Annotated in this window: 15 protein-coding genes; all 15 read right to left on the bottom strand. The window is 46.8% G+C overall.

All coding sequences use genetic code 11. The features are described 5' to 3' along the window. Positions 1 to 104: 104 nt before the first annotated feature. The gene (gene hslU / locus V1501_RS07340) at positions 105 to 1,514 is read right to left on the bottom strand and encodes an HslU--HslV peptidase ATPase subunit (RefSeq protein ID WP_409292262.1); all 1,410 of its coding nucleotides are present in this window, start codon (positions 1,512 to 1,514) and stop codon (positions 105 to 107) included. 20 nt (positions 1,515 to 1,534) lie between these two features. Then, the gene (gene hslV / locus V1501_RS07335) at positions 1,535 to 2,077 is read right to left on the bottom strand and encodes an ATP-dependent protease subunit HslV (protein WP_409292260.1); all 543 of its coding nucleotides are present in this window, start codon (positions 2,075 to 2,077) and stop codon (positions 1,535 to 1,537) included. A gap of 39 nt (positions 2,078 to 2,116) precedes the next feature. After that, on the bottom strand, positions 2,117 to 3,010 hold the full coding sequence (gene xerC, locus V1501_RS07330) for a tyrosine recombinase XerC (protein ID WP_409292258.1): 894 nt from the start codon (positions 3,008 to 3,010) through the stop codon (positions 2,117 to 2,119). A 59-nt stretch (positions 3,011 to 3,069) separates the two neighbouring features. Further along, on the bottom strand, positions 3,070 to 4,377 hold the full coding sequence (gene trmFO, locus V1501_RS07325; RefSeq protein ID WP_409292256.1) for an FADH(2)-oxidizing methylenetetrahydrofolate--tRNA-(uracil(54)-C(5))-methyltransferase TrmFO: 1,308 nt from the start codon (positions 4,375 to 4,377) through the stop codon (positions 3,070 to 3,072). Between the two features lie 289 nt (positions 4,378 to 4,666). Further along, positions 4,667 to 6,742: a type I DNA topoisomerase gene (gene topA / locus V1501_RS07320; RefSeq protein WP_409292254.1), complete on the bottom strand. Its 2,076-nt coding sequence runs from the start codon at positions 6,740 to 6,742 to the stop codon at positions 4,667 to 4,669. 260 nt (positions 6,743 to 7,002) lie between these two features. Beyond that, positions 7,003 to 7,890, bottom strand: a complete 888-nt coding sequence (dprA, locus tag V1501_RS07315; RefSeq protein WP_409292252.1) for a DNA-processing protein DprA — start codon at positions 7,888 to 7,890, stop codon at positions 7,003 to 7,005. Positions 7,891 to 7,978: 88 nt separating this feature from the next. Then, positions 7,979 to 8,881 carry a succinate--CoA ligase subunit alpha gene (sucD, locus tag V1501_RS07310; protein ID WP_409292250.1) on the bottom strand — a complete coding sequence of 301 codons (903 nt, stop codon included), beginning with the start codon at positions 8,879 to 8,881 and terminating at the stop codon, positions 7,979 to 7,981. Positions 8,882 to 8,899: 18 nt separating this feature from the next. Continuing rightward, positions 8,900 to 10,060, bottom strand: coding sequence for an ADP-forming succinate--CoA ligase subunit beta (sucC, locus tag V1501_RS07305; protein ID WP_409292248.1), 1,161 nt, complete (start codon positions 10,058 to 10,060; stop codon positions 8,900 to 8,902). Positions 10,061 to 10,211: 151 nt separating this feature from the next. Then, positions 10,212 to 11,306, bottom strand: coding sequence for a DUF871 domain-containing protein (locus V1501_RS07300; protein WP_409292246.1), 1,095 nt, complete (start codon positions 11,304 to 11,306; stop codon positions 10,212 to 10,214). 635 nt (positions 11,307 to 11,941) lie between these two features. Beyond that, positions 11,942 to 13,306, bottom strand: a complete 1,365-nt coding sequence (locus tag V1501_RS07295) for a PTS transporter subunit EIIC (protein ID WP_409292244.1) — start codon at positions 13,304 to 13,306, stop codon at positions 11,942 to 11,944. 30 nt (positions 13,307 to 13,336) lie between these two features. Beyond that, on the bottom strand, positions 13,337 to 14,221 hold the full coding sequence (gene murQ / locus V1501_RS07290) for an N-acetylmuramic acid 6-phosphate etherase (RefSeq protein ID WP_409292242.1): 885 nt from the start codon (positions 14,219 to 14,221) through the stop codon (positions 13,337 to 13,339). Between the two features lie 136 nt (positions 14,222 to 14,357). Next, a complete protein-coding gene (locus V1501_RS07285; protein WP_409292240.1) occupies positions 14,358 to 15,209 on the bottom strand; it encodes a MurR/RpiR family transcriptional regulator in 852 nt (283 codons plus the stop codon). 26 nt (positions 15,210 to 15,235) lie between these two features. Next, complete coding sequence (locus V1501_RS07280; protein WP_409292238.1) at positions 15,236 to 15,508, bottom strand: EscU/YscU/HrcU family type III secretion system export apparatus switch protein; 273 nt, start codon at positions 15,506 to 15,508, stop codon at positions 15,236 to 15,238. Then, a complete protein-coding gene (locus V1501_RS07275; RefSeq protein ID WP_409292236.1) occupies positions 15,505 to 17,334 on the bottom strand; it encodes a hypothetical protein in 1,830 nt (609 codons plus the stop codon). The genes V1501_RS07280 and V1501_RS07275 overlap by 4 nt, the downstream gene beginning before the upstream one ends. A gap of 28 nt (positions 17,335 to 17,362) precedes the next feature. Then, complete coding sequence (locus V1501_RS07270; RefSeq protein ID WP_409293279.1) at positions 17,363 to 18,130, bottom strand: ribonuclease HII; 768 nt, start codon at positions 18,128 to 18,130, stop codon at positions 17,363 to 17,365. Between the last annotated feature and the right edge of the window lie 108 nt (positions 18,131 to 18,238).

Here is an 18,238-nt window from a genome sequence, read left to right as displayed (position 1 = left end):
ATATTTCTTATGCAATGACCTACGATATTTGAGGAAAAGCTTTGAAAACATCCATTTGTTAACTACCCTTACAGTTTCAGTTCAAACTTAGAGTGTACCCAGCCTTATAAAATGAACTGGCTGAGATCTTTATCACGTGAAATGGTTCCCAGCTTATCCTCTACATATTGAGGGGTGATCGTGATTTTTTCCATTGAAATGTCCGGCGCTTCGAAGGAAAGATCCTCAAGCAGCTTTTCAAGAATGGTGTGGAGCCTTCTAGCCCCTATATTATCGGTATTCTGATTCACATCGAAAGCTACTTCAGCAATTCTACGAATAGCTTCGTCAGAAAATTCAATTTGTATACCTTCTGTTTCCAATAAAGCCGTATATTGCTTTAAAAGGGCATTATCCGGCTCATGAAGGATGCGGACAAAGTCATCAACCGTCAGCTTCTTCAGCTCCACACGGATTGGGAAGCGTCCCTGCAGCTCCGGTATAAGGTCAGAAGGCTTAGACATATGGAAGGCTCCAGCGGCCATGAATAGTACATGATCGGTTTTAACTGGCCCGTACTTCGTGATGACTGTCGACCCTTCCACTACAGGGAGGATGTCACGCTGGACGCCTTCCCGGGAAACATCGGCAGAAGAGCTGCCAGACGCCTTGCTTGCAATCTTGTCAATTTCATCAATAAAGATGATGCCATTCTGCTCGGCTCTGTAAACAGCCTCCTGTGTAACATCTTCCATGTCTATCAGTTTGGCTGCTTCTTCATTGGTCAGGACCTTTCTGGCTTCGCTTACCATTAGCTTCCTTTTCTTGGTCCGCTTTGGAATGAGGCTTCCAAGCGCATCCTGCATGTTCATGCCCATCTGCTCCATGCCGGAACCCTGCAGCATATCAAACATCGATGGAGCCTGTTCCTCGACCTCAACAGTCACCATTTCCTTCTCAAGGTCACCTGCTGCGAGCTTTGCTTCCACAGCCTTCCGCTTTTCATAGATGCTGTAATCCTCGGTTTCAGTTTCCTGCTCCTGCTCCTGCTGCATTCCTCCGAAGAGCATCTCAAGCGGATTTTTAAAGCTGCCGTTCGCTTTTTTGGCAGCCGGCACGAGGAGTTCCACCAGCCGGGCATTGGCGTTTCTTTCGGCCCGTTCCTTCACGGCAAGCATTTTTTCCTCTTTTATGAGGCGGACCGAAGTCTCCGCAAGGTCCCGTACCATTGACTCTACATCCCGCCCGACATATCCTACTTCAGTAAATTTAGTAGCCTCTACTTTTACAAAAGGAGCACCGACAAGTTTGGCCATTCTCCTGGCAATTTCGGTCTTTCCGACACCAGTAGGACCGATCATGAGGATGTTTTTGGGTACCACTTCATCCCTCAGCCTGTCTTTGAGCTGCATTCTCCTATAGCGGTTTCTGAGCGCGATCGCCACTGCTTTTTTGGCATCGTTCTGCCCGACTATGTACTGATTAAGCTTTTCAACAATCTGTCTTGGAGTCATGTTTTCCCTGGTCGTCTTCATATTATCACTCCTTTTCGGAATTAAAGCTCTTCTACAATGATATTGGAATTTGTGTACACACATACCTCTGAAGCGATATCAAGGGCAGCCTTGGCGATTTCACGTGCATTCAGGTGCTCACCCGAATACCGTTTAAGCGCCCTGCCGGCAGACAGCGCATAATTGCCTCCTGAACCAATTGCAAGGATGCCGTCATCCGGCTCAATTACTTCCCCAGTACCCGATACGAGCAGCAGATCTTTTTGGTCCATGACGATAAGCATGGCTTCGAGCTTTCTCAGGACTTTATCGCTGCGCCACTCTTTCGCGAGTTCCACGGCTGCCCTCTGCAGATTCCCGTTATATTCCTCAAGCTTCCCTTCGAACTTCTCAAACAGTGTGAATGCATCGGCAACAGATCCGGCAAACCCGGCAAGGACCCTGCCGTTGAATATCTTGCGCACCTTCCTTGCGGTATGCTTCATGACCACTGCATTGCCGAATGTAACCTGGCCGTCCCCCGACATTGCACATTCACCATTATGCTGGACAGCAAATATTGTTGTAGCATGGAAATTACCCATAACGTTCTCCTTTCAAGCACCTTTGATAAAATGGGCAGACTATGCCCTGGGGTGTGCGGATTGATAGACCTTCCTGAGCTGTTCCTTTGTTACATGTGTATATATTTGAGTGGACGATATCTCAGAGTGGCCCAATAGTTCCTGTACGGTCCTGAGATCGGCCCCATTATTCAACAAGTGTGTGGCAAAGGAATGCCTGAGCATATGCGGATGCAGGCTCTTATCCTTGGCTGCCTTCTTTATGATCCTGTCTAATATGTACCTGACCCCCCTGGCAGTCAGCGGGGACCCTTTTGCATTCACAAACATATACTCATGGTCTGCACCCTTAAGCAGTGAGGTTCTGATGGTTAGATATTCCTTGACGGCAGCAAGAGCCATGCCTCCGACTGGCAGGTACCTGTCCTTCCTTCCTTTTCCATGAACAAGCAGGGTGCCAAGGCCCGTATCAAGATCCTTCAGCGTGACCGAACAGCACTCGCTGACCCTTATGCCCGTTCCATACAGCAGCTCGAGCAGTGCAAGGTCCCTTTTTCCCATTGGGGTTTCTTCAGCACAGACTTCAAATAGCGGCTGCAGCTCCAGTTCATAAAGGAAGCGTGGAAGTTTATGCTCTTTTTTAGGAAGCGATACCTGGGCAAACGGATTGGACTGCACAGCCTTCTCCCGCATTAGGAATTTATAAAGACTGCGCAGGCAGGATGTTTTCCTGGCTATGGTTTTTTTGGCAAGCTTCTTGTCATGCAGAACTGTCAGGTAGTATCTGGCATCAGTATATTCAACAGTCTCAAATCCGGAAATTTTATGATCAGTCATGAATTCCATGAATTCATTAATGTCTTTCAGGTAATTAGAAATGGTATGCTGTGAGCTGTTCTTTTCTACCTGCAGATACTCAATGAAAGCATCTGCCTGAAGCTTTTCAGTTTCCATACTGCCACCCCGCAAAGCTACTAAATAGTAACATAGTTTATATAGCCAGGCAATTTATTTTACAAATTTTTCACAAAGTTCTGAATTGTTTCCAGCGCCCGGTTTGCATGCATTTCATTTCGGTCTTTTTTTGCTTTGATCCGTTTCTCTAGATCCGGGAACAGGCCAAAGTTGGCATTCATCGGCTGGAAGTTCTTTGTGTTTGCCGAGGTAATATATCTCGCCATGCTTCCGATAGCCGTCTCCTGAGGAAACTCAACCGGCTCCCTTCCAGTGACCAGCCGTGCCGCATTAATGCCTGCTGCAAGTCCAGAAGCCGCTGATTCTACATAACCTTCTACACCTGTCATCTGGCCGGCGAAGAATAAATCCTCACGGGCGCGAAGCTGATAGGTCGCTTTCAGCACTTTTGGAGAGTTGATAAAAGTATTGCGGTGCATAACCCCATATCTGACAATTTCAGCATTCTCAAGACCCGGTATCAGCTGTATGACCTCTTTTTGAGGTCCCCATTTAAGATGCGTCTGAAAACCTACTATATTATATAATGTTCCGGCAGCATCATCCTGCCTTAATTGGACAACGGCATAAGGACGTTTGCCTGTCTTGGGATCCTCAAGGCCGACTGGTTTGAGCGGACCGAACAGCATGGTCTTTTTTCCGCGCTCTGCCATCACTTCAATCGGCATGCAGCCTTCAAAGAATATTTCTTTTTCAAATTCCTTCAATGGCACCGTTTCTGCGGCCGTAAGCGCCTCATAAAAGCGGTCGAACTCTTCCTCAGTCATAGGACAGTTCAGGTAAGCGGCTTCTCCTTTGTCATACCTTGATTTCAGATACACCTTTTCCATATCGATGCTGTCTTTCTCAAGAATGGGAGCTGCAGCATCATAAAAGTAAAGGTATTCTTCGCCAGTCAGCGCCTTTAACTTCTCGGCAAGGGCCGGGCTTGTAAGCGGGCCTGTCGCAATGATTGTCGGCCCTTCCGGTATTTCAGTTACCTCTTCATTAAAGACTGTTACATGTTGATGGTTCTTGACCATCTCAGTCACTCTGGCGGCAAATTCATGACGGTCGACGGCAAGCGCTCCGCCAGCTGGGACCGAGCAGGCATCTGCAGACGATATGATGATAGAGTCAAGCTTCCTCATCTCTTCTTTAAGTACCCCTACAGCATTGGTCAGTGTATTGGCACGTAAAGAATTGCTGCAGACAAGCTCGGCAAATTTATCTGTATGGTGGGCAGGCGTCTGCCTGACCGGACGCATTTCAAACAGGTTTACCTTGATCCCCCTCTTCGCAAGCTGCCAGGCTGCTTCACTGCCAGCCAGGCCGGCGCCAATTACATTAACTGCTGCTTTATCCATTTTACGAACCTCCGATAACATCTATGAATTATAAAAGTATTTATTTTAAACTAGCGTTTCCTTAAATGATCAGCGTAAAACATGCCAGTATCACCGGACAGATTGTGCAAGTCCGAACAAAGCATTATAAACCCTAAACTCTATACTTGTCCATATGCATTTTACAATACGCGTGAAAATAAAAAAAGTTTCATGATTTCTGGCTTTTCCTGAAGTTTTATATAAAACGGCTTTGTATTAGCCTGTTCTTTCCCGCCATGTAAAAAGCAGGTGGGGAATCCCCACCTGGCTAGCTTTGCGGCTCTTCTTTGTAATCGCAGTTCACGCACTGTACCTGAATGCCCTTTTTAAGCTTTTTTTCCACCAGGAAATTGTCGCATTTCGGACATTTTCGGGCAAGCGGCTTATCCCAGGAAATAAACTCACATTCAGGATATCGATCGCAGCCGTAGAAAATCCGTTTCTTCTTGCTCTTTCTTTCGATGATATTTCCTTCATGACAATTCGGGCACTTAACGCCGATTTCCTTGACAATGGCTTTGGTATTGCGGCAGTCAGGGAAATTAGAGCAGGCCATAAACTTGCCGTAACGCCCCATTTTGAAAACCATGGGACTTCCGCAATGTTCACAATCTTCGCCTGCGGGTTCATCTTTTATTTCTACCTTCTCCATCTCTGCTTCCGCTTTTTCAAGATGTCCTTCAAAGTCTTTATAAAAATCATCAATGACACGAACCCAGGCAATCTTTCCGTCCTCAATGTCATCAAGGTCCCTCTCCATCTTTGCTGTGAATTCAACATCAAGAATATCAGGGAAGAATTCAAGGATGAGCTCCAGTACAATTTCACCAAGCTCGGTTGGGATGAACCTTTTGTTATCCAGCGCGACATAGCCCCGCTTTTGGATGGTATCAAGAGTCGGTGCAAAGGTGGAAGGCCGCCCTATTCCGAGCTCTTCCAGTGTCCTTACGAGCCGTGCTTCTGTATAGCGCGGCGGCGGCTGGGTAAAATGCTGCTTCTTATCCATATCCCCCGCTTTTGCACGGTCGCCTTCTTCAAGTACAGGCAGGAAGTTTTCCTTTTCTTCTTCTGAATCGTCCGTTCCTTCAACATACACCTTCATAAACCCGGCGAACTTGATCTTTGAGCCTGTCGCCCTGAACAGCACACCCGAGTTTTCAAGGTCCACGCTCATTGTATCCAGAATGGCAGGGGCCATCTGGCTTGCGACGAAGCGCTCCCAGACCAGCTTATACAATCTGTATTGATCCCTGGAAAGATATTCTTTAACGGAAGCAGGATCCCTTAAGGCACTTGTTGGCCGGATTGCCTCATGTGCATCCTGTGCATTGGTCTGCTTTTTGTCCTTTCTTTCTTCGGCAACGGCATATTCGGCGCCATATTGTCCGGAAATAAATTCCCTGGCTTCATTTTTCGCTGTATCGGAAATCCTTGTTGAATCTGTTCTCATATAAGTGATGAGTCCGGCTGTCCCTTCTTTGCCGATCTCGATCCCTTCGTATAGCTGCTGGGCGATCATCATTGTCTTTTTCGCCCGGAAATTAAGCTTCCTGGCTGCCTCCTGCTGAAGCGAAGATGTCGTAAAAGGGGCAGCAGCATTTCTTTTGCGCTCTTTCTTAGTGACATTGGAAACCTGGAACTCATGGCCCTTCAATCTGGATAATACCGAATTGACTTCTTCTTCATTCGTCAGCTGTACTTTTTTTCCATCCAGGCTGAAGAAAGATGCTTCGAACAGGTCCTTGCCTTTCATGAATTCCGCTTTGATTGTCCAATATTCTTCTGGAATGAACTTTTGTATCTCTTTTTCACGGTCGATGATCAGGCGGACCGCTACCGATTGTACCCGCCCTGCGCTCAGGCCTTTCTTGACTTTTTTCCACAGGAGCGGGCTGATGTTATAGCCTACGAGCCGGTCAAGGATCCGCCTTGCCTGCTGGGCATCCACGAGATCCATATCGATCGGCCTTGGATGCTTGAATGATTCTTTAATGGCGTCTTTTGTGATTTCATTGAAAACCACTCTGCAGTCGGATGAGGTATCGACATCCAGAGTATGCGCCAGATGCCAGGCAATTGCTTCCCCTTCCCTGTCCGGGTCAGCCGCAAGATAAATTTTCTTTGCCTTTTTTGCGGCTGTTTTCAGATCTTTTAATACAGGGCCTTTTCCTCTAATGGTTATATACTTAGGATTGAATTCGTTTTCAACGTCTACTCCCATTTGGCTCCTGGGCAAATCTCTTACATGCCCCATGGAAGCTTTGACCTTATATTTTTTCCCTAAATATTTTTCAATCGTCTTCGCCTTTGCCGGCGATTCCACTATTACCAGGTAATCAGACATTCAAAGTCCTCCTCAAAGAGGGATTAATAAATCTTCACTATTATTAAACATTAAAAAATGGTTTGTCAATCTTAAATCATTTTCGCACCTGTGTATTCTGACTGATGAGGGCAAAAGATTTCGCGGTTTTAGAAGTCCATCTATCCCATGTTTCTTCATTTATATCATTTATTTAGAGTATTTATCCCATTGTTTTCTAACAGGGGCTTTTCTTTTGCAAAAATGTATCCTACTTTGTCTGATTTTACAACTGATTCGATTCAATTTCGGCTGGGACCAGTCATTTCAGCCTCAATATCCTCCCAGCTTAAGACGGGTGCAGCCCCGTCCTGTATCAATTTATTGGTTCCTCTAGATTCTGGGCTCAGGATACTGCCTGGCACTGCAAACACGTCCTTCCCCTGCTCCATGGCATGATAGGCAGTAATGAGAGATCCGCTTCTTTCTTTTGCTTCTATTAATAAGACGCCGGCAGAAAGGCCGCTGATGATTCTGTTCCTGTTCGGGAACATCCAGGGCTCTGCCTTCTTGAATGGAGAATATTCAGAAATCACAATGCCTTTTTTCATCATCTCGAGCGCAAGCCCCGTGTTCTCCCGTGGATATATTTGCATAAGACCGCTTCCCAGAACCCCGATGGTTTTTCCGCCATGCAGGATGGCCAGTTTGTGAGCTTCGGTATCTATGCCGGCTGCCAGGCCGCTGGCAATGACGTATCCTCTCTTGATCAGAGGCGGGAGGAGGCGCTTGATGACTTGGAGACCATATGTTCCAGGCTTTCTGGGGCCGACAGCCGCGAGGATACAGGCCTCTGATAGAAGGCTCTGATTACCGCTTGTATACAGCACCCATGGCGGGTTGAAAATGTATTTTAGTGAATGAGGATACTCGGGGTCTGAGATGGTGAGACATTCAATTTGATTCGCGGCATATTGCTCTAGGAGACGTTCGATGTGGAGGGTATGTAAATCATGATAAAAATTATGGAGATTTTCCCGGGGCAGGTGTAAAACCTGTTTCCATTCGTTATAGCTTCGGTCATAAATTCCCCAAAGGTTCCTATCCGCATTCAGGATGTGATATATCGCCTTCCATCCAATTCCCCTGCAGTGATCCAGATGGATTAATCTTTCTTTCCATTTGTCCAATTGCACACTTCCTTTCCATAGGAAAAAGCCGAGAATGCCCTGTTTAAAAGGGAATTGCCCTTTAGGACATCCTCGGCAATTAAGCTTATTAATGAGTCTTACATTTGTCGTAAATTCCTTTTTCCTTTAAGACGGAGATGAGGGTTTCGCCCATAACGGACGGCGTTTCCGCCACTTGAATGCCGCATTCATTCATAACGCGGATCTTTTCGTCAGCAGTTCCCTTTCCGCCGGAAATGATGGCGCCGGCATGGCCCATACGCTTTCCTGGAGGGGCGGTTCTTCCACCGATGAAGCCTACTACAGGCTTTGTCATATTGGCTTTGATCCACTCCGCAGCTTCTTCCTCTGCAGTTCCGCCGATTTCACCAATCATGATAACAGCATAAGTGTCTTCATCTTCGTTGAATGCCTTTAATACATCGATAAAGTCTGTACCGTTGACAGGGTCTCCGCCGATGCCTACAGCTGTTGTCTGGCCGATACCTTCTTGTGTAAGCTGGTGTACCGCTTCATATGTAAGTGTTCCTGAGCGGGAAACGACACCTACATGGCCTTTCGTATGGATATAACCAGGCATAATTCCGATCTTGCACTCGCCAGGAGTGATGACACCCGGGCAGTTAGGCCCGACAAGGCGGGTCTTTTTGCCTTCCATATACCTCTTTACTTTGACCATATCCAGGACAGGAATGTGTTCTGTGATACAGATGACAATATCAAGCTCTGCATCTACGGCCTCAAGGATTGCATCAGCCGCAAAAGGAGCCGGTACATAAATGACGGAAGCATTTGCACCGGTTTGGTTTTTTGCTTCTATTAATGTATTGAAAACAGGTACACCTTCCACCTCGGTGCCGCCTTTTCCCGGAGTCACCCCAGCCACGATCTGAGTGCCATATTCAAGCATCTGCTTTGTATGGAATAGAGCCGTGGAACCAGTGATCCCCTGCACAATGACTTTAGTATCTTTGTTAATGAATACGCTCATTTTTGTCCCCCCTGCCTTTTAACCTACTAATTTAACGATCTTTTCTGCTCCATCGGCCATTGAACCGGCAGCAGTGATATTTAAGCCAGACTCATTAAGGATCTTCTTGCCCAGGTCTACGTTTGTGCCTTCAAGGCGAACAACAAGCGGCACATTCAAGCCAAGCTGTTTTGTCGCAGCAACAACACCTTCAGCAATAACATCACACTTCATGATTCCGCCAAAGATGTTGACGAAAATGCCTTTTACATTCTGGTCGGAAAGGATGATCTTAAACGCTTCCGTTACCTTTTCTGCAGTGGCACCGCCCCCAACGTCCAGGAAGTTGGCCGGATCTCCGCCGTAGTGCTTAATGATGTCCATCGTTGCCATGGCAAGGCCTGCACCGTTTACAAGACAGCCGATATTGCCGTCAAGCGCGATGTAGGTCAGATCAAATTTAGAAGCTTCAATTTCCTTTGGATCTTCTTCTTCTAGATCTCTGTATTCTACTATATCTTTATTTCGGTATAGAGCATTGGCATCGAAGTTCAGTTTAGCATCAAGTGCCATTACTTTTCCGTCGCCAGTGACTACAAGCGGGTTGATTTCAGCAATAGAGCAATCTTTTTCAGTGAAAGCAGTGTAAAGGCTCATCATGAACTTAACAGCCTGTCCAACCAGCTCTTTTGGGATATTGATATTGAATGCGATCCTTCTTGCCTGGTAGCCAGTAAGCCCGACTACAGGGTCGATCGTCTCTTTAAAGATTTTCTCAGGCGTTTTTTCAGCTACTTCTTCAATTTCTGTACCGCCTTCTTCGGAAGCCATAAGAACGATCCGGGAAGTGGCGCGGTCAAGAACGAGTCCGATGTAGTATTCTTTTTTGATATCGCACCCTTCTTCGATCAGAAGGCGCTTGACTTCTTTTCCTTCCGGGCCTGTCTGGTGCGTAACAAGGGTCTTGCCAAGAATTTCCCCAGCATACTTCTCGACTTCTTCAAGGCTTTTGGCTACTTTTACACCGCCAGCTTTTCCGCGTCCGCCGGCATGAATCTGCGCCTTGACAACACAAACCTTTGTCCCTAGCTCCTTAGCAGCCTCTACTGCTTCATCAACTGTAAAAGCAACACGGCCATTCGGAACAGCTACTCCATATTTTCTGAGGACTTCTTTCCCCTGATATTCATGGATATTCATTTCCCATCCTCCTATCAAACTATCACAATAAAAATAGACTGCGCTTTCATTGTATAAAAAGAAAAAATTTCTGTCTACCTTTACGGCGCGAATCCTGTCTTTAATTTAAATTATTTTTCTAAAATTATATTTTTTTAGATTCTTTTGCTGTTTATTGCGTTTCCTTGTTGAAAATTGTCATGTCCCTGAATGTGAAAGTTTTTCCGGGATAAAGATATGGAATCAATTCAATATCCTGGTCCCTGATATGGCCAATTACATTCACATTGGGATCAGCATCAAGCGGCTCTTTTATGATCTGCAGTTCACCCTGATATCGGCCGTACTGCTCATTATCGATCGTGATGGCCCCTCTCAGGCGTACGTGCTGCCTTCCAGGCTTGATCACAGCGGCCCTGGCTGCAGCATAGATGCGTGAAGGCTCTGACCGTATAACATCGCGGGATGGGTCAGGACGGCTCTTATGAACAATGCCCGCAATATCCCTTTCGGATGGCGTCACGCCAGGCAGAAACTCAGCATCAAGCTCAAGGATGCCTGTGGAATATTTCTTGAATTTATTCATTGTTTCCGGTGTAAGGGACCTGTCCCCTATCAGCACTTTGGAAACATGACATACATGATGGAGATCTAAAAAAGATGCAAATGGACTTTTGCCCCTGTGGTCCTCCAAAGTGGGAAGGCCTTTAAAAATCGGTCCTCTGAGATTTTCGTCCCCTGGCACAAAGGCCATCACTGTAAAGCCAAGGCTTTCCAGCCATTTATTTTTTTCAATGAAAGCTTCTTTCACAAGTCCTGTCTCCGGCCGAGGGTAATAATTATGCCAGGCCTCTGCATTTTCAAAGCACATGCCAAGATCCTTCAGCTGGTTATAAAAGGATTCATCAATTGTACTGGCATTCAAAGCTACCTTCATGGTGTTTGAAAGTTCTGCTATGGTTTTTTCCTCAATACCATAATCCATCCTAAGGCCTGTTACCCCCAGTTCATTAATTCTTTCGAGTTTCCCATTTTCAATCCCTAAGTATTCGAGCGAGATTGGGGAAATATCGGCCATCAATTCCATACCAAGTTCGCCCGCCTGACTCCCGAGGATTTTCAATAAGTCCGGAAACTCTCCGGGATCATCTTCCGGAATATGCAGTGATGTGAAGATGGAGCAGAAGCCTGCAGTCTTCATTTGTCCAAGATACTTCCTTTGTGCTTCCTGCTCCATGTGTCCTAAATACACTGATATACCAAGCATTGTTATCCTCCTTTATGAATAGCTGTTTTTGCATACATTGTTGCAATAGAATAAGAAAGTGGATTTCCACTGCAGGCGCTCGCGGACCTTAGGGGCGGGCGGTGAGCCTCCTCGGCTTTGCCTGCGGGGTCTCACCTGTCCCGCTGCTCCCGCAATGAAAGGCGGAGAACGGTGCTTTTCAAACTAAATAAATGTGTGCAGATTGAAGAGGAAATCTTATAAAACCTATTAAATTTTTAAAAAGCAGCGACCTGATAAAGAAGACTTGCTGATTGGCGAGCGTAAGCGAAGACAGAAGCTTAGTCGCACTTATGCGATAGCGAAAGTAGACTTGCTGATTGGCAAGCGTCAGCGAAGGCAGAAGCTTAGTCGCACTTATGCGAAAGCCAAGCATAAGGCGAGCAGGCCGAGGGAAGCGGTGTTCTTCCCATGGACTGCTTGACTTATGACTCGAAGGTAGCAGTTCGGAGCTGGAACAGAGGAGTCTCGCGCCTGAAGCGTAAGTCCACTTGCTCAATAATTAAATCCCCTCACAGACTTATTTAAAAAACAACAATCTCTTAGAAAAGAGCCAAAGATTTAATGATGAAAGCCCGGCGCTCCTTCTGTAAGGTGCACCGGGCCATTTTGTATCCTTATCTCATATTATCTGCCATGCTTTCTTTAAATCCAAATGTATAGGTGAAGATAAAGCCAAATACGTAAGCTATGATCAGTCCCAGGATATAGTAAACAAATTTATTGTCAGCGATCAAAGGCGTCAGCGAGATCCCTGAAACACCAATACCAGTTGAAGCCGTTTTCATAACGGCCTGGAACGCCCCGCCGCATGCGGCTCCTAGACAGGCGGTTAAAAATGGACGGCCAAGCGGAAGTGTTACCCCATACAGCAGCGGCTCCCCAATTCCCAGGAATCCTACAGGCAGACCGCCCTTGATGATATTTTTAAGCATTTTATTTTTTGTTTTCACATAAACGGCAATGGAGGCTCCAACCTGGCCGGCCCCTCCCATTGCAAGGATGGTAAGGAGAGGAGTGGCATCAAGTTTATTGATAAACTCCAGATGGATCGGTGTGAGTCCATGATGGAGACCGACCATGACCAGCGGCAGGAAGGTTCCTGCAAGCACTGCTCCGGCAAATGCCCCGCCTATGTCAAGGACCCCATTAATTCCTTTTGTAATTCCATCAGATAATACTCCAGCAACAGGCTGGACCACCAACAATGTAATGATGCCTACAACAAGGACGGTAATTAACGGCGTCACGATGATATCGACTGAATTGGGGACAAAACGGCGGGCCCGTTTTTCAATAACGGCCATCAGCCATGCAGCGAAAATGACGGCAAACAATCCGCCCCGCCCGACGACGAGCGGGTCGCCAAACACCTTGATCGCAGCGAGCGCCGGGTTGATGATGATGGCACCGGCAATAGCACCAAGGGCAGGAGTTCCCCCAAACTCTTTGGCTGTATTCCAGCCTACCAGGACGCTTAGAATAGTAAATACACTCCCGCCAAGAAGCAGGAGGATCTGCATCCAGGTGGTTTCCGGGTTAACACCGGCATTCTTGGCAAAGTTTGCTGCACCATTTATGATTCCTGATGCTACAAGGGCAGGGATGAGAGGTATGAAAATAGAGCCGATTCTTCTTAATAAATTTTTAAAAGGAGTATTATTGCGTGTTTTAATCTCTGATTTTCTTATATCCGCGAGGTCTGCATTGGACGCTGCAACTTCTCCTGCCTGCAGGCCGGTCAGTTCGCTCATCTCTGCTGCCACTTTATTTACGATTCCGGGGCCCAGGACAATCTGCAGGGTTTCGTCTTCAATGACACCCATCACTCCATCAATTTTCTTGATAGCCTGGATATCTGCCAAGTCCGGGTTTTTAAATTGCAGCCTCAGTCTTGTCATACAATGCGCCACCCGGAGAATATTCTGGGCGCCGCCTGTTTGTGCAGTGATTTCCTGCGCTAGGCGCTGTTCCTTCCTCATCCTTCTTCCCCCCATATCATTTCTTTATTATCAAATTGCTTTGCGTACAAAACCTTCCGATGCCTCTAGTCTTCTTCCGGCCTCTTCTGCATTGCAGTCAGCCAGTACCATGACGATTGCCTTCTTGACATGGCCGCCTGCCTGATCGTAAAGTTCTGAAGCTTTCTCATAATCGACTTCTGCAGCTTCCATTATAATCCTTTTGGAACGTTCTACCAATTTTTTATTAGTAGGCTGGACATCGACCATCAAGTTTTTATAAACTTTGCCGATGCCAATCATGGAAGCCGTCGAAATCATATTAAGAACCAGCTTCTGCGCAGTCCCTGCCTTCAGCCTTGTCGATCCTGTCAGGATTTCACTTCCAGTGTCTATCTCAATTGGAATCAGGCTGAATCGGCTTATTTCAGAGTTTGTGTTGCAGGATATGCTGCCTGTGACTCCTCCTTTTTCTTTCGCGTATTTTAACCCTCCAATCACATATGGAGTCCTGCCGCTCGCTGCAATTCCGATGACTACATCGCTTGCCGTGAGATTGATGGATTGCAGATCTGATGCAGCGAGTTCCATAGAATCCTCCGCACCTTCAACTGCAGCAGTAAAAGCCTTTTCTCCGCCTGCAATCAGTCCTACAACAAGGCCCGGTGGTGTACCGAAGGTCGGCGGGCATTCTGCAGCATCCAGTACCCCAAGCCTGCCGCTCGTCCCCGCTCCTAAATATATAATCCGGCCATTGTTCTTTAATGCATGAATTGTGGCGGTAACCAATTTATCAATCTGCGAAAGCTGTTTTTCAATCGCAGCAGGAACCGATTTATCCTCTTCATTCATAATTTGGAGCACTTCTAAGCTAGTCAGCTGATCTAGCGTCATCGTTTTGTCGTTCCTTTTTTCCGTAGATAAGTTCTCCAGCACTTTGCCACCACTTTTCGAAATATTTTGTATACGCTTTCATTATATTGACTTAGAAGTAAATATTCAATAACAATTTAATCTATTTTGAATTAAAATTTCAATTTCTTTAAAATAAAAGCATTCTTGGAAGAATGTCTTATTTTCTCTGCTGGAGGACTTTATTTCGTGATTTATTGAATGATTCCATGATATTGCTCCCGATTTGATGGAAAATACTTAAATATAGGCCATCTATGATATTCAGCTGGGCTATCCTTGAGGCGATGCTGCCTATCCTGTATTCCTCTTCCACATCGGGAAAGCACAGCTTTATATCCGCAATTTTATACAGCGGCGATTTCTTCAAGGAGGTGATTGCAATCACTGTGATTCCATGCTCAGATGCAAAGGATGCCATCTGTAGAATTTCTTTTGTCTTGCCGGACGTGCTTATGGCAATGAAAACATCTCCCTTTTTCATAGCCGCAATATAAGAGACCATATAGTGAAAATCTGACGAGGCTGCCGCATTGAGTCCAAGCCGCATAAACTTATATTGGGCATCGATTGCGGGCGGGTATGAACCGCCTGCTCCAAATATGGCAATCTTCCCCGCATTTTTAATCACTTCCACACCTGAATTAAAATCTTTCTTGTCCAGGGTGTTCAATGATAGCTCTAAAGCGGTTTTATTAAAATAGGTTACTTTATTGAACAGGCTTTGAGGATTGTCCTTTTTGTTCAGCAGGGAGAAATTGTTTATGTTCTCATCGGTCAGTGTGTTTTCTTTTGCCAGTACTACCTTCAGCATCTTAAAGCTTCCCACTCCGATAGTTTTACAGAACCGGACTACGCTCGCCTCACTTGCATCAGCCTGAACAGCAAGCTCCCTGGTCGTCATGGTCGGGATGAATTCCGGGTGCTCAAGGATATAGGAAGCTACCTTCTTCTCTGCCCCTGTAAACGAATTCATATTGGATTTTATTTTTGCCAGGATGCGAAGTTCCATTGTATAACCCCCAGAAGACAAGTTAGCTAACGGCTTTCCTTGTCAATTTTATAAATAAATGCGAATACTTCGGCAACAGCCCCGTATAGATCCTCCGGTATAGCCTGATTGACTTCAAGCTCCCCGAGGATCCCTGCAAGCGAGGCATCTTCTTGGACCGGTACACCGCTTGACTCTGCAGTCTCAATGATATTTTCTGCTGCAGCCCCTTTTCCCTTGGCCGTGACTCTTGGGGCATTTTCCCTCTCTGCATCATATTTCAGGGCAATGGCTGTCTTACGCTGCTCTCTTTCTTTCATATCCTGATATCCACCCCGCTGTAGGCCGGCCCGCCAGCGGAGGAATAGGCAGCCTTCTTTTCACTGCCTTCAGCCGGCGGGCTGACGAAATTAATGGAGGACAGCGTATAATCCATCTCTTGTAAGCTTCTGCGGAGCGGCTGTACATATCTTTGCGCTGATTCCTTAAAGGCTGCATTTTGCTCGTTGATAATTGTCAGCTTAACGATCCTGCTCTGCACCTGCATATCAATGACTGTCCCCTTTAAGTTAGTAAGCTCGAGATAAAATAAAACCCTGCAATAATCTGCATCTACCGATCCATCATCTTTCTTTCTTCCATTCCACTGTATCGTAACATCCGTCCATTCTTTGTTAAGGGGGATTGGAAACTGCATGACAAAATTCTGTAATGGTCCATTTTCATTCGACAGCAGGGCTTGTGCACTCAATTTCTGCAGAATTTGTTCAGCTGTATTGTTAAGAACAGAACTTTCCTGGCCGTCCAGGAAGGCAGACAGCGCCTGTTTGATCATGCTGTGATTCGTGTCTTTTGCTTCTGCCCGCTCGAACAGGTGGTCAAGGCCAAGAGTATAGATCATCTGTTTCAGATAGGATTTCACGTCGCCGCCCCTGGTAAAATCGAATTCGTCTGCGTGGTCAGCCATGAGGGAAGACAGCCATTTCCATTCCTCTTTTGTAATGCCGGCCGGCATTTCAGGAGTATTGCCCTCTGCGTAAGAGAGGACAGCTGACTGAAGTCGCTGCATGGAGGCTGCCGGCACTTCTCGTGACCCTGACTTCAATCTTCCGAGGGCAGCGGCAGTCCCATCTGGCTCCCTTGGGGTTTCATGCTTCATCAATCCTTGCAGCAGATTCCTTACATTTTTCAGGCTGTCCCCATCCTGCTCTGTATGTTCAGGCTGCCCGGAAGCAGCTTGCACACTGGTTTGTCCCAATGAAGTATCCGCATTGCGCCCTGCTTCCTTCCCGGACTTCTGATTCAAGTCCTGCAGCAGAGTTCCGCGCTGCTTCACGGGTATGTCCGGATCAGGGTCCAGGGTTTCGAAGGCTGCCTTGCCGCTATGCAGCGCTTCCTCCGTCGTCTCTTCTCCAAAGAAGCCAAAGCTCTGCAGCACATGCATTGCAATCCTGCTGTTATGGCCACCGGATACTGCGCGTACTGCCAGCTCGTTCAGCAGGCTTTCTGCCATCCTCCTGGCGCTGATTCCGGTGACGGAGGCAAGGGCTTCCTTCAAGGCAATTCCCGCCTTTGATGTTTGAGGTTCTTCTCCAAGCTGTGACTCCAGCAAAGCAAGCAGTGAATGCAGTGATTTTCCCTTCTCCATCTGGAAAATAGCGGACAGGTTTTTCTCAGTGATGGGGAGGTTCTTGTCTGACAGGATCCCGGCCATTTCCAGTGTTCCTTTAAGATCATCAGATGTCCTGGCCCAGGAAATTATGTTTCCGAAATTCTGAGGATGAATCGGTATACCCTTTTTAAGAAGGAATGCAGCAATGAACATGTTTTCTTTTCCGGGAGAAAGGCCCAGCAGTTTCACAAGCTGTGCGGCCTCTCCTGCTCCCTGATTCATTTTGGATTCGAGGATCCTGAGTTTTGTTACCCCGTCATCCGCATCCACTTTGAACCAATAGCTTTTCCCTGCCTCCAGGGGGGCATCTATGGAAGCGGTTAGCTTAGTCTGTCCAATTTTCACCTCTGCTGTCTGGTTGGGATACAGCCGGCTTACGGTACCAAGCACCACCTGCCCGGTCCGGAAGGAAGCGGCGGTGGCGGAGACCGAAGCTGCACGGTTTCCTATTGCCTGGATAATTCCTGACTGCATACCCTCACCTCCTTTTTTGACGCTGATATTATATGTATGCTTTTACAGGGCCAAAGCTTTTGCGGTGCCATGCCGTCAGGCCGCATTCATCCAGGGCTTTAAGATGCTCCTGGGTCCCATATCCGGCATTGTTTGCAAAATTATACTGCGGGAAATGACTTCCATATTCCTTCATCATCTCATCCCGTGTTACTTTTGCCATAATGGAGGCGGCAGCAATGGAAATGCTGGCAGCATCTCCTTTAATAATGGATTCCTGCGGGAAAGGTGCCGGGAGTTCCATAGCATCTACAAGCAGATAATCAGGAGTCTCTGCAAGATCGGCAATGCTTCGGACCATCGCAGACTTTGCTGCCTGATAGATATTGATTTCATCTATTACATCCGAATGGATGATGCCAATTCCAATAGATAATGCATGCTCTCTTATATACTCATAAAAATAGCGGAGCTTTTGTTTTGGTATCTGTTTAGAGTCATTCAGGCCGGCAAGAAAGAAGTTCTGAGGCAGAATGACCGCAGCAGCCACCACCGGACCGGCAAGCGGGCCGCGGCCGGCTTCATCGATGCCCGCAATCAGGCTGAACCCCTCGCTCCTGAGCCGGTTTTCATAGCGTGACATCTCTTCGAACTTCCGGACGGATTCCTCTTCCTTCTGCAGTGCCCTTTGGCGCCTCTCTGCAGCTTCTCTCAGCCCTCTTCGGGCGTCACGGAGACAATCCTGTAAAAAGGGGTCCCGCATTTCTTTTACATGCGCAAGCGCATCTGCCGCCTGCTTGATACTCATGGTCATTATCATGGATTCGTCCTACCTCATTTATCGGTCATTCCGCTTTACACATAAAGGCCCGGATCCAGTAAAAATAATTTTAAGGATTCAGGCCTTTCTAGGCTTTTATGGCAG

Origin of the sequence: Paraperibacillus esterisolvens, assembly GCF_046237625.1 — a bacterium.
In the GTDB taxonomy this organism is placed as follows: Bacteria; Bacillota; Bacilli; order Bacillales; family DSM-1321; genus Paraperibacillus; species Paraperibacillus esterisolvens.
The sequence above is the reverse complement of the archived record's forward strand: the minus strand, read 5'-3'. Positions and strand labels throughout refer to the sequence as shown.

What these genes read in the sequence shown, in the direction of transcription:
- hslU (WP_409292262.1), bottom strand. Translation starts at nt 1,514, where the DNA reads ATGAAGACGACCAGGGAAAACATGACTCCAAGACAGATTGTTGAAAAG.
- hslV (WP_409292260.1), bottom strand. Translation starts at nt 2,077, where the DNA reads ATGGGTAATTTCCATGCTACAACAATATTTGCTGTCCAGCATAATGGT.
- xerC (WP_409292258.1), bottom strand. Translation starts at nt 3,010, where the DNA reads ATGGAAACTGAAAAGCTTCAGGCAGATGCTTTCATTGAGTATCTGCAG.
- trmFO (WP_409292256.1), bottom strand. Translation starts at nt 4,377, where the DNA reads ATGGATAAAGCAGCAGTTAATGTAATTGGCGCCGGCCTGGCTGGCAGT.
- topA (WP_409292254.1), bottom strand. Translation starts at nt 6,742, where the DNA reads ATGTCTGATTACCTGGTAATAGTGGAATCGCCGGCAAAGGCGAAGACG.
- sucD (WP_409292250.1), bottom strand. Translation starts at nt 8,881, where the DNA reads ATGAGCGTATTCATTAACAAAGATACTAAAGTCATTGTGCAGGGGATC.
- sucC (WP_409292248.1), bottom strand. Translation starts at nt 10,060, where the DNA reads ATGAATATCCATGAATATCAGGGGAAAGAAGTCCTCAGAAAATATGGA.
- V1501_RS07300 (WP_409292246.1), bottom strand. Translation starts at nt 11,306, where the DNA reads ATGCTTGGTATATCAGTGTATTTAGGACACATGGAGCAGGAAGCACAA.
- V1501_RS07295 (WP_409292244.1), bottom strand. Translation starts at nt 13,306, where the DNA reads ATGAGGAAGGAACAGCGCCTAGCGCAGGAAATCACTGCACAAACAGGC.
- V1501_RS07285 (WP_409292240.1), bottom strand. Translation starts at nt 15,209, where the DNA reads ATGGAACTTCGCATCCTGGCAAAAATAAAATCCAATATGAATTCGTTT.
- V1501_RS07280 (WP_409292238.1), bottom strand. Translation starts at nt 15,508, where the DNA reads ATGAAAGAAAGAGAGCAGCGTAAGACAGCCATTGCCCTGAAATATGAT.
- V1501_RS07275 (WP_409292236.1), bottom strand. Translation starts at nt 17,334, where the DNA reads ATGCAGTCAGGAATTATCCAGGCAATAGGAAACCGTGCAGCTTCGGTC.